General features: G+C 72.8%; 1 protein-coding gene. It reads right to left on the reverse strand.

Annotation, left to right across the window (positions count from 1 at the left end):
• Nucleotides 1–101: 101 nt before the first annotated feature.
• Nucleotides 102–944, reverse strand: a complete 843-nt coding sequence (locus CCN72_RS34105; RefSeq protein ID WP_086812187.1) for a PPK2 family polyphosphate kinase — start codon at nucleotides 942–944, stop codon at nucleotides 102–104.
• Nucleotides 945–1,087: the final 143 nt, after the last annotated feature.

A 1,087-nucleotide genomic window follows, 5' to 3' on the forward strand; every position in this document is an offset into this window, starting at 1 on the left:
TCCTCGGCGAGGGCGGGATGGGCGGGACCGGGGGCGGTGTCCAGCCAGTACGACTCGGTGACCTTGCGCATGGCCGCCGGGTACCCCGGGCCGAAGGCGGCTCACGTCTCCTTCAGCAGCCGCTCCCGGCACTCGGCCAGATCGAACGGGGACTGCGGATACCTGGGGTCCAGCTCCCGCAGGTGTTCGAGGAGGAGGCGGCCGACGGCCCAGTTCCGGTACCACTTGTGGTCGGCGGGGATCACATACCAGGGCGGGGCGGCGCAGTGTTCGAGGGCCAGCTCGTACGCCTGCTGGTAGGCGGGCCACAGGCCGCGCTCGTCGATGTCGGAGGGGGCGAACTTCCAGCGTTTGTCCGGGCGGTCGAGGCGGCGCAGCAGCCGGCGGCGCTGCTCCTCGTAGGACAGGTGGAGGAAGCACTTGACCACGGTCACGCCGTCCTCGGTGAGGGCGCGCTCGAAGTCGTCGATCCGGCCGTAGCGGCTGCCGATCTCGGAGTCCGGCACCAGCTGCCGGACGCGGGCGACCAGGACGTCCTCGTAGTGCGAGCGGTCGAAGATGCCGATCTCGCCGGGCTGTGGGAGCGCCTGCCGCACCCGCCACAGGAAGTCGTGCCGCAGCTCCTCGGCGGTGGGTGCCTTGAAGGCCCGGATACGGCAGCCCGAGGGGTTGAGGTGGCCGATCACATGCTTGACGGTGCCGCCCTTGCCGCTGGTGTCCATCCCCTGGAGCACCAGCAGCACCCGGCGCCGGTCGCCCGCGGTGCCCGCCGCCCACAGCCGCTCCTGGAGCTCGGCCAGCTCCTCGCCCATGCGTTCGGCGTCGGCGAGCGAGGTCTGTTTGTCGCCGGGGGCACCGGGGGCGGCCGCCGGGTCGTGTGCGGCCAGGTCGACGGTCTCGCCCGGTGACAGGCGCAGCAGCCGCCGCAGATCTCGTTTCGCCACGGGCGTCCCTTCCGGCTCGGCGTCCTTCGATGGTGCGTCGCCGGGCACCCGACACGCCAGCCCGGGGGTCGTTCAGCGTCCGTAGCGGCCGGTCAGGGTGCGCAGCAGGTCGCCGGGGGAGACGCCGGGGGAGGTGCTGGGGG

It is taken from the genome of Streptomyces murinus (assembly GCF_002154555.1).
Lineage (GTDB): Bacteria > Actinomycetota > Actinomycetes > Streptomycetales > Streptomycetaceae > Streptomyces > Streptomyces murinus.